We start from the raw sequence: 10,000 nt of genomic DNA, 5'->3' as shown, positions 1-10,000 counted from the left end.
ATGTTCATCATCTGAAGCGTGGACAGGCCCTGCGTATTGGCCCCCAGCCCCAGCACCTCTACGCCGCGATAGGTGGTTTTCAGCGGTGTCGTGTCTTCACCGTGATGCGCCATCAGGTCTGATTTGCGCAGGTGCCCGCCGATGCGACGGAAATAGGCGTCGATGGTGTCGGCGATCTGCCCCTCATAGAAGCTGCGTGCGCCGTTTTCGGCAATATAGCGATAGGTGCGGCCAAGGTCCGGGTTGCTGAAGATTTCGCCTTCGCGCGGGGTGCGCCCGTTCGGCGCGTAAACCTTCAGGAAGTTCTGCACCTCCTCAATGCCCGCGTCGGGGTTGGTAAAGCGCCGGTAGCTGGCGTTGAGATAAAAGGCGATGGTCTGGGCCACCGGCATACCGCGTTCACACAGGGCGATGGCCGGCGCCAGCACATCGGCGAATTTCAGCTTGCCATAGCGGGCGTGCATCTGCCCCCAGGTGTCCACCGCGCCAGGCACGGAGACCGACACGCTGCCCCACGACGGGATGTGGCCGTTCTTGGCTTTTGAGCGGACATAGTCGAGGCTCATGCCCTTGGGCGAGCGGCCCGATCCGTTAAAGCCCACCACCGTCTTCTGTGCCGGGTCCCACAGCATCACATAGGCATCCCCGCCTATGCCGCAGGCAATAGGCTCAAGGAAGCCGAGCGCCGCATTGATGGCGATGGCGGCGTCGATGGCCGATCCGCCCTGACGCAGGATATCTATGCCAATCAGGCTGGCCAGCGGGTGTGCCGTGGCGGCGGCCCCTTGCGTGCCCCAGACGGTCGAACGCCCGGCGAATTTGGCTCCGGTGATGCGGTCGCCGCCGTGCAGTGGGGCCAGCGCCAGAGCCGGACTGGCGGCGAGGGCGGGCAGGGCGGCAAAGAAGGATCGGCGGTGCATGGGCAAACTCCTTGTGGCGATGAGCATCTGGGGCCGGAATTCATGAACTGGCAATAAGCATTGTCTTGAATCGAAGAAAAATACGCCTCATGATTGTATTTTTCCCATTCTGTGCCTATGCTGTTGCTGTCTTGTCGGGAGGGAGGAGACTTTCATGCGAATCAATACCAATCATCGCCTGCTCGGAGATGGCGGGGCTTCTGTGCCCTTCGTGGCGTCACCGAATGTGGGGGGCGTGCTGGAAACGGGTGCGCCGCAGTTTTTGATCATTCATTACACGGCAGGGGGGACATCGGATGGGGCTGTGAGCTGGTTCCGCCGACCGGACGCCAAGGCGTCAGCGCATCTGGTCATCGGGCACACAGGCGACATTACCCAGATGGTGCCGTTCAATCAGGTGGCTTGGCACGCCGGAAAATCCAGCTATGGGACTGTAACCGGCCTCAATAGCTGTTCGGTCGGTATCGAAATCGTCAATTGGGGTTTGTTAAGAGGCGCGCCGGGTAACTGGACAAGTTACACGGGCACCCCTGTCCCAGACAGCCGTGTGCTGGTCGCCCGACATAAGAATTTCGATGTGACGAAATCCCATGGCTGGGAAATTTATGATGAAGCGCAATGGCAGGCGGTGTGTCTGGCCGCCAGTGCCATCGTTGCTCATTACGGTATTAGCGAAGACCATGTTCTGGGGCATGAAGATATTGCCCCCGGCCGCAAGCAGGACCCCGGCCCGGCGTTTGACATGAACCGCTTTCGAGCCAGGATTTTTGGTCGCCATACAACACAGGCACCTCTTTACGAGGTGACGGCCCAAAATGGACTTTCGCTGCGCGTCGGTCCCGGTATTGACCACCAGCGACTGGCGCTCTTGCCGAACGGGCAGGCTCTACGCCTGTTGGCCAGTGATGGTCTTTGGTGGCAGGTCGCCGTCGTGGACGCCAACGGCAACGATGATCTGACAGGCTGGGTACATTCACAGTGGGTTAAGTAAACCTTTGCGCAACCCCCGCACCGTATCGACCAGCCGCCGCAGATCGGCCGGGCTGGACAGGCGGTGATCACCCCCCTTGATCAGTTCCAGCGTCACGTCATTTGACGATATGTGCTGCGCCAGTCTCAGGCCGTGCGGCCACGGGACCACTTCGTCTGCAAGGCCGTGCAGGATGCGCACCGGGCCGTCGAAGACAAGTGGCTGATCCAGCATCCGGTGGTCGAGTGCCTCATCGAAAAAGGCCTGCGACATGGGCACGTCGTAGTCGTAGCCGCGCAGATGAAAAAAACCGGAAATCTCCAGCGACCGCCGGTCTTCGGGCGACAGGGACGGCAGCATGAGTTCGGTGGTAAAATCGGGGGCGGGAGCGATCAGGACGGCGGCCTTCACCCGTTCCGGACGGTCGCGCATCAGCAACGACGCCATCCAGCCGCCCATGCTGGAGCCGATGATCAGCAGAGGTCCGGCGGTCAGGTGATCGACAACGTCATGCACATTCTGCCGCCACTGGCCGACGCGGGCGTCTTCCCAGCGACCGGGGCTTTCGCCGTGCGCGGCATAGTCAAATCGCAGGAAATCCCAGCCTTCGGTGCGCGCTGTCTGCGCCAGCGCTTCGGCTTTTGAACCGGTCATGTCCGATTTAAAGCCGCCCAGCCACAGGACCGTTGGCCCTTCGCCTCTGACGTGGCGGTAGGCGAGGGAGTCGTTGAGAAACTGCGTGCTGTCTTGATTTGGCTCGGTGCTCATGCGCATAAGCCTTAATTGCCCGGAGCCTCTCGAACAAGCGCTTATGCCCCCAATATCCTCTCCTTTATCCTTCCCCTATACCGTGATGCAGGTCGTGCCGGAGCTGGATACCGGCGGCGTGGAACAGACCGTGGTGGATGTGGCGCGCGCGGTGATCGAGGCCGGGGGGCGGGCCATAGTGGTCTCAAAGGGTGGACGGCTTGAGGGCTATCTGAAACAGATCGGCGCGGTGGTTGTGCTCCTGCCCGTGCATTCCAAAAACCCCTATGTGCAGTTCAAGAACTACTACGCGCTGCGGGCGCTGATCCGCAAAGAGAAGCCGGACATCGTGCATGTGCGTTCGCGCGCCCCGGCGCTGTCGGTGCTGCCCGCCGCGAAGGCCGAAGGCGTGAAGACCGTCACCACCTATCACGGTATCTACAAGGCCGGGTCGGCGTTCAAGCGCTGGTACAACGGGCGCATGACCACGGCGGACGTGGTAATCGCCAATTCCGACTATACGCGCGACCACGTGCTGCGCGAATACGACCTCGACCCGGCAAAGGTTATCGCCGTGCCGCGCGGTGTGGACCTCAGAAAGTTTGATCCGGGTGCGGTGGATGAGGCGCGCAAGGATAAGCTGGCGCAAGGCTGGGGTATTGACCGTGGTGATGGCCGCACGCGCTTTCTGCTGGCCGGACGCCTCACGCGCTGGAAGGGGCAGACGCTCGTCATAGAGGCGTTGAAGGGGCTGGAGCGCAGCGATGTGCAACTGATCCTTGCCGGCGACGATCAGGGGCGCAGCGACTATACACAAGAATTGCGCGCGCTGGCCGCTGGTCTCGGACTTGAGGTACAGGTAAAGATCGTGGGGCACTGTTCCGACATGCCCGCCGCCTACAGCTTGTGCGATTTCGCGCTGGCGCCGTCGCTGGAACCGGAGGCCTTCGGGCGCACGGCGGTCGAGCCGCAGGCTATGGGCCGCCCGGTGCTGGCGGCTAAACACGGCGCGACGGCGGAAACGGTCGAGGACGCGGTGAGTGGCTGGCTGGTGACGCCCGGCGATGTCACGGCCTGGGCCGACGCCATGCGCGTGGCGGCCCTGACCTCCGCCCCGGCGCGCGCCGTCATGGGGGCCGCCGGTCGGGCGCGGGTGCATGAGCGTTTCAGCCTGGAAACCATGTGCGCGGCAACCCTTGATATCTACCGCTCTCTGCTTACATGAGGCGAGGGGACAACGGGCTGAAAAATTAACCCCTTGTGCGCCATAAAGGGGATTGATCACCCCTAGGCCCTTCCTATAATTAGGCCCCGATCCCGGACAGGTGAGTCCGGTCCGTTTAAACAGTCCATGGAGACATCCCTATTCGTCGCCCAATGCAAGCTCCGCCCGCGAAAGACGGCCCCCGTATCAATCAGGACATCAAGGTTCCGCGCGTCCTTTTGATCGACCAGAACGGTGAGAAACAGGGCATTATGCCGACTTCCGCCGCGCTCGAAGCCGCCGAGGAAGCCGGTCTTGATCTGGTCGAAGTCTCCCCGACCGCCGATCCCCCCGTCTGCAAGATTCTCGACTACGGCAAGTACCGCTTCCAGGAGCAGAAGAAGAAGGCCGAAGCCCGCAAGAAGCAGAAGGTCGTCGAAATCAAGGAAATCAAGCTTCGCCCCAATATTGACAAGCACGATTATGAGGTGAAGGCCAAGGCCATGACGCGCTTCTTCGAAGAAGGCGATAAGGTCAAGGTGACGCTGCGCTTCCGTGGCCGCGAAATGGCCCACCCGGAACTGGGTATGAAGCTGCTCAATCAGGTCAAGGCCGACTTCGAGGCGACCACCAAGGTGGAATATGAGCCCAAGATGGAAGGCCGCCAGATGATCATGATTTTGGCCCCGAAGTAGGCTTTCGGCTTATTCGATGGAATTGAAACCGGCTCCGATGTTTAATCGGGGCCGGTTTTGTTTCGGAGGTGTGCGTGTCTTTGATTCTGTTCGATCGTAATGCCCTGCCTGAGCCTGAAACCGGCGCGCCAGCTGCAGAGCGCGTTGTGTCCGGTGATCCGCGCTTTCTGACGTGGAACCTCGACACCTCTGAGGATGAAAAGACATATGCCGGCTTCTGGCAGGCGACGCCGGGCGCGTGGCGCGTCGTCTATGACGAATGGGAATATTGCGAAATCCTCGAAGGCGTCTCGATCCTGCACGAGGACGGCAAGGCCCCGCTGCGGCTGGAGGCTGGGACGCGCTTCGTCATCCCGCCGGGCTTCACCGGCGTGTGGGAGGTGGTCGAGACCACGTTGAAGACCTATGTGATCCGGCTTTAGCTGCGACAATAATTCCCCTGTGAATCCCCCTTGTGTGGCGCGAAGATCACACCATATCGGAGAGCATGAGCGGTTGCTTCCGTCGAAGGGCCGATCACACCCATCCGCCTCTAAAGGGGAAGCCAAACGATGAATATCGAAAAATACTCTGAGAAAACTCAGAAACTTATCCAAAGCGCGCAGGCCATTGCTCAAAGCCGCAACCATCAGTATTTCACCCCCCTGCATCTGCTTAAGGCACTGACCGAGGACCGCGAGTCCGTGGCGCGGCCTTTGATCGAGCGCGCAGGTGGACGCCCGGAAGCCTTTGTCGGTGCGGTCGATACGACGCTGAATAAACTGCCGTCCGTCACCGGTGGCACGCAACAGCTTTACATGCACAATGATACCGCCAAGGCCTTCACCGAAGCGGAAAACGACGCCAATAAGGCGGGCGATGCCTTCGTCACGGCTGACCGTCTGCTGGTCGCCGCGCTGAACAACAGCGACGGGGCGGCCCTGCTCAAGGCGGCCGGCACATCGCTGGGAGCCCTTAAAGACGCGCAAAAGGAGTTTCGCAAGGGTAAGCCCGCCAACTCCGCCAATGCCGAGGCCGGGTTCGACGCGCTCAACAAATATGCGCGTGACCTCACGCAAGCCGCGCTGGATGGCAAGATCGACCCGGTCATTGGTCGCGACGAGGAAATACGTCGCACCATTCAGGTGCTGGCCCGCCGCACCAAAAACAACCCCGTCCTGATCGGTGAGCCCGGCGTGGGTAAGACGGCCATTGTCGAAGGGTTGGCGCAACGCATCGTCAATGGTGACGTGCCGGAGTCACTGAAAGACAAGAAGCTTTTGTCGCTCGACATGGGCGCGCTGATCGCCGGGGCCAAGTACCGCGGTGAGTTCGAGGAGCGGCTGAAGGCTGTGCTCAACGAAGTCACGCAGGCCGAAGGCCAGATCGTGCTGTTTATCGACGAAATGCACACCCTAGTCGGTGCGGGAAAGTCGGACGGCGCGATGGACGCTTCGAACCTGCTCAAGCCCGCTCTGGCGCGCGGTGAACTGCATTGCGTGGGTGCCACGACGCTTGATGAATACCAGAAGCACGTCGAAAAGGACCCGGCTCTGGCCCGGCGCTTTCAGCCGGTCTTTGTGCAGGAACCGACGGTCGAAGACACCATCTCGATCCTGCGCGGTCTGAAGGAAAAGTACGAGGTCCACCACGGCGTCAAGATTTCCGACAGCGCCATCGTGGCGGCGGCTACCCTGTCGAACCGCTACATTGCCGATCGCTTCCTGCCGGACAAGGCCATCGACCTGATCGACGAGGCCGGTTCGCGCGTGCGCATGGCCGTCGATTCCAAGCCGGAAGAACTGGATGAACTGGACCGCCGCATCGTCCAGCTCAAGATCGAGCGCGAGGCCTTGCAGAAGGAAAGCGATCAGGGCTCAAAAACGCGCCTGGAAAAGCTCAATGAGGAGCTGGGCGATCTGGAGGACAAGTCGGCGCAACTGACCGCCCGCTGGCAGTCGGAAAAGGACAAGGTCGGGGCTGCCTCACGCGCCCGCGAAGCGCTGGACCGCGCGCGTATCGAGCTTCAGTCGGCGCAGCGTTCGGGCGACCTGCAACGGGCGTCGGAAATCCTCTATGGCCAGATTCCGCAATTGGAAAAATGGGTCGCCGAGGCCGAAACCAAGTCGGAAGAGGCGCCGCTGACTCCGGAAGTCGTCGATTCGGCGCAGATAGCTCAGGTGGTGTCGCGCTGGACCGGTATTCCGGTGGACAAGATGCTGGAAGGCGAGCGCGACAAGCTGCTGCGCATGGAGGACGAACTGCGCAAGCGGGTTGTCGGTCAGGATGAGGCCCTTGAGGCCGTGTCCGATGCCGTGCGCCGGGCGCGGGCGGGGCTCAAAGACCCCAACCGTCCGATCGGCTCCTTCCTGTTCCTGGGGCCGACGGGGGTCGGCAAGACCGAGCTTAACAAGGCTTTGGCCGAATTCCTGTTTGATGATGAGACCGCCATCACGCGCCTCGACATGTCCGAATATATGGAAAAGCACGCGGTTTCACGCATGATCGGCGCGCCTCCGGGCTATGTCGGCTATGACGAGGGTGGGGCGCTGACCGAAGCCGTGCGCCGTCGGCCCTATCAGGTCGTGCTGTTTGACGAAGTCGAAAAGGCGCATCCGGACGTGTTCAACGTCCTGCTTCAGGTGTTGGACGACGGTCGGCTGACCGACGGGCAGGGGCGTGTGGTCGATTTCCGCAACACCCTGATCGTCATGACCTCCAATCTGGGGTCGCAGTATCTCGTCAATATGGAGGACGGTCAGGATGTGGAGATGGTGCGTGGTCTGGTCATGGATGAGGTCAAGCGCCACTTCCGGCCGGAATTCCTCAACCGCATCGACGAAACCATCCTCTTCCACCGCCTCGGCCGGGCGCAGATGGGCAATATCGTGCGTATCCAGCTCAAGGGTCTGGAAAAGCTGCTGAAGGATCGTCAGATGACCCTCGCCATCGACGACGCAGCGCTCAACCATCTGGCCGAACTGGGCTACGAACCGGCCTATGGCGCAAGGCCTTTGAAGCGGGTGATCCAGAAGCAACTGGTCGATGCCATCGCCAAACGCATCCTTGTGGGTGAGTTCGCCGATGGTGACGTGATCAGCGTCAGCTTTGACGGCGATCATCTGGTGATCGGCAAGCCGACGGTGAACTGAGCAGGGGCTCGCCCCTGCACCCGTTATTTGGAGCAGAAAGCCCCGCCGCGGTTCACGCGGTGGGGCTATATTTTTGTCCGGTTTTGATATAGTTTGCAGAACAGGAGTACATTATGCCCACCTTGCCACGCATTACATTTCGCCCAGATGTTATGGGCGGTAAGGCCTGCATCAGAGGTTTGCGGGTAACCGTTGGTATGATCGTGGCGCAGATGGGGTCAGGCCGTTCTGTTGAGGATGTCCTCGCCGATTATCCTTATCTGGAACGCGAAGATATAATGGAAGCCTTGCTATATGCAGCATGGCGATCCGAGGAGCGTGAGATCGACCTGATCCGCGCATGAACTTCCTTATCGACATGAACCTGACGCCGCGTTGGGTGGCGAAGTTGATTGAGGCAGGTTGGACGGCCAGCCATTGGTCGTCATTAGGGGAAATGAATGCCCCAGATGATGAGCTAATGGTCTATGCGATAGCCCACGATATGATTGTGCTTACGCATGACCTTGATTTCAGCGCCATATTAGCGACGACACGCGGTAGTCGCCCCAGTGTTGTTCAGATACGCGCGGACAATGTCAGCCCGGAGGCCATTGGTGAGGTCGTGGTTGCGGCTATCCATCAAATGCAAACAGATTTAAAGGCCGGCGCGCTTCTCACGATTGACACGCAAAAATCCAGATTGCGGCTCCTGCCATTGATTTGATCACCACCCCAATTCCGCCTCGCCGCGCAGGATCGCCTCGACCTCTGGTGTGTGTTTTCGTTCGCCTTCGTCGTGTAGGATCAGCGGCGGCAGGAGGCGCAACGGGGCCTTGCCCAGCCGTTTGGCGCGCACCAGTACGCGCTTGGCCTCCTTATCGGCAAAGGGCTGGATGGGGCGGATAACAAACGAACCGCATTTTGGTAGGCCGCTTAAGATATCCGCAAGCCGGTCGGCGCGGTGGATGAACACAATCTCACCCCCATCGACAACGGCGGCCTGCGCGAAGTCGAGCCACGCCTGAAGCCCGTCATCGGCGATCCACGCCGGGCGCTTTAACTCATGCGGGGCGCGCAGCGTTTCCGGGTCGTCGAAATAGGGCGGATTGCTCAGGACAAGGTCAAAGCGCGGCAGATCAAAAGCGCGATAGCCGGTACCAATATCGCCGTGAATCACACGATGGTCACCGCCCGCCTGCGCCAGATTGACCTGGGTCAGGGCAAAGGTCGCCGCGTCACGCTCGATGCCCACGGCGCGCACCTGCGGGCAGCGCGCGCCCAGCGACAAGATGACGCCCCCAACACCGCAGCCCAGTTCTAAAGCGCTCACGGCTCTTTCGGCGCGCTCAGCCAGAATACCCGCCGCGCCCGCCGCCAGCAGGGCGCCGTCCATACCGATTCGATAGCCCTTCGCCGGTTGCCACAGCCGCACCCGTCCCCCCAGCAGGGTGGTCGGCATCGCATCGGCAGGGGGGGAGAAGGCGGTCTCTGGCAAGGGGTGTGTATCCGGGACTGTAGCAATTTTATCGGGATATAGCACAAACTCACCGCGCGGGGCATGGACTAAGCCGTAAAGGAAGTTTAAGGGGTTTAACACTTTCCAAGTGTGCCGGAGTAGTGGGTTTTGGATACGGCCAATATCGAGAAAACGCACAAATCCGCCCCTGCTGAGACGGCGGGTAAGGCGGATGTCGAGGCGCTGGTGCGCCTGTGCGCCGACGACATGGCGGCGGTCAACGCCATCATCACCGAGCGTATGCAAAGTGATGTCGCGGTGATTCCGGCCCTGGCCGAACACCTGATCAGCGCTGGCGGCAAACGGTTGCGTCCGCTGCTGTGTGTGGCGGCGGCGCGTCTGGCCGGGACGACCAATGTTCACCACCAAAAGCTGTCGGCGGCCGTCGAGTTTATCCACACGGCTACCCTTCTGCACGACGACGTGGTTGACTCCAGCCAGTTGCGCCGGGGCAAGGTGGCGGCGCATCTGATTTGGGGCGCGCCGTCTTCGGTGCTGGTCGGGGATTTTCTGTTTGCGCGGGCCTTTGAGCTGATGGTCGAAACCGACTCGCTTCAGGCGCTGGGCATCCTGTCCAAGGCATCGGGGGTCATCGCCGAAGGCGAAGTCCTGCAACTGATGAAGGCCTATGACGTCAATCTGACCGAAGAGACCTATATCGACATCATCTCGGCCAAGACGGCGGCTTTGTTTGCCGCAGCGTCGGAAAGCGGTGCCGTGGCGGCGGGGGCCTCCCCGGCCCGTCAGCAGGCCTTGCGCGACTATGGTCTGAACCTCGGTCTGGCCTTTCAGATTCAGGATGATGCGCTCGACTACGGCGGCACGGCCCAGAGCC

The 10,000-nt window shown here is 61.0% G+C and carries 11 protein-coding genes; 8 read left to right on the top strand and 3 right to left on the bottom strand.

Annotated elements, in window-relative coordinates; genetic code table 11:
• Window positions 1-920 (bottom strand): gamma-glutamyltransferase (locus tag LDL37_RS03225; protein ID WP_290794248.1); only part of this gene is annotated, 920 nt, incomplete at its 3' end.
• 154 nt (window positions 921-1,074) lie between these two features.
• On the opposite strand from LDL37_RS03225, the gene LDL37_RS03220 reads away from it, so the two are divergent.
• Window positions 1,075-1,911 (top strand): N-acetylmuramoyl-L-alanine amidase, encoded by an 837-nt coding sequence (locus LDL37_RS03220; RefSeq protein ID WP_290794245.1) that lies wholly within the window; start codon window positions 1,075-1,077, stop codon window positions 1,909-1,911.
• On the opposite strand, the gene LDL37_RS03215 is transcribed toward LDL37_RS03220, so the two are convergent.
• Window positions 1,894-2,658, bottom strand: a complete 765-nt coding sequence (locus LDL37_RS03215) for an alpha/beta fold hydrolase (protein ID WP_290794243.1) — start codon at window positions 2,656-2,658, stop codon at window positions 1,894-1,896. The two genes, LDL37_RS03220 and LDL37_RS03215, sit on opposite strands and share 18 nt — an antisense overlap.
• 85 nt (window positions 2,659-2,743) lie before the next feature.
• On the opposite strand from LDL37_RS03215, the gene LDL37_RS03210 reads away from it, so the two are divergent.
• The 6 genes from LDL37_RS03210 to LDL37_RS03185 all read left to right on the top strand — a co-directional run bounded on the left by LDL37_RS03210 (window position 2,744) and on the right by LDL37_RS03185 (window position 8,373).
• Complete coding sequence (locus tag LDL37_RS03210) at window positions 2,744-3,862, top strand: glycosyltransferase family 4 protein (protein ID WP_290794256.1); 1,119 nt, start codon at window positions 2,744-2,746, stop codon at window positions 3,860-3,862.
• A gap of 152 nt (window positions 3,863-4,014) precedes the next feature.
• Window positions 4,015-4,536: a translation initiation factor IF-3 gene (gene infC / locus LDL37_RS03205; protein WP_013479112.1), complete on the top strand. Its 522-nt coding sequence runs from the start codon at window positions 4,015-4,017 to the stop codon at window positions 4,534-4,536.
• Window positions 4,537-4,610: 74 nt separating this feature from the next.
• Entirely contained in the window at window positions 4,611-4,958 is a 348-nt protein-coding gene (locus LDL37_RS03200) for a cupin domain-containing protein (protein ID WP_290794233.1), read from the top strand.
• A 129-nt stretch (window positions 4,959-5,087) separates the two neighbouring features.
• Entirely contained in the window at window positions 5,088-7,667 is a 2,580-nt protein-coding gene (gene clpB / locus LDL37_RS03195; RefSeq protein WP_290794230.1) for an ATP-dependent chaperone ClpB, read from the top strand.
• A 113-nt stretch (window positions 7,668-7,780) separates the two neighbouring features.
• Window positions 7,781-8,011: a DUF433 domain-containing protein gene (locus tag LDL37_RS03190; RefSeq protein WP_290794227.1), complete on the top strand. Its 231-nt coding sequence runs from the start codon at window positions 7,781-7,783 to the stop codon at window positions 8,009-8,011.
• Window positions 8,008-8,373, top strand: a complete 366-nt coding sequence (locus LDL37_RS03185) for a DUF5615 family PIN-like protein (protein WP_290794224.1) — start codon at window positions 8,008-8,010, stop codon at window positions 8,371-8,373. Before LDL37_RS03190 ends, LDL37_RS03185 begins: the two co-directional genes overlap by 4 nt.
• On the opposite strand, the gene LDL37_RS03180 is transcribed toward LDL37_RS03185, so the two are convergent.
• The gene (locus LDL37_RS03180) at window positions 8,374-9,108 is read right to left on the bottom strand and encodes a methyltransferase (protein ID WP_290794253.1); all 735 of its coding nucleotides are present in this window, start codon (window positions 9,106-9,108) and stop codon (window positions 8,374-8,376) included.
• A gap of 180 nt (window positions 9,109-9,288) precedes the next feature.
• On the opposite strand from LDL37_RS03180, the gene LDL37_RS03175 reads away from it, so the two are divergent.
• On the top strand, window positions 9,289-10,000 hold a 712-nt coding region (locus LDL37_RS03175), incomplete at its 3' end, for a polyprenyl synthetase family protein (protein WP_290794250.1).

It is taken from the genome of Asticcacaulis sp. (assembly GCF_020217185.1).
Taxonomy (GTDB): Bacteria; Pseudomonadota; Alphaproteobacteria; order Caulobacterales; family Caulobacteraceae; genus Asticcacaulis.
Note: the sequence above shows the minus strand (reverse complement) of the source record. Positions and strands in the feature narration are given on the sequence as shown.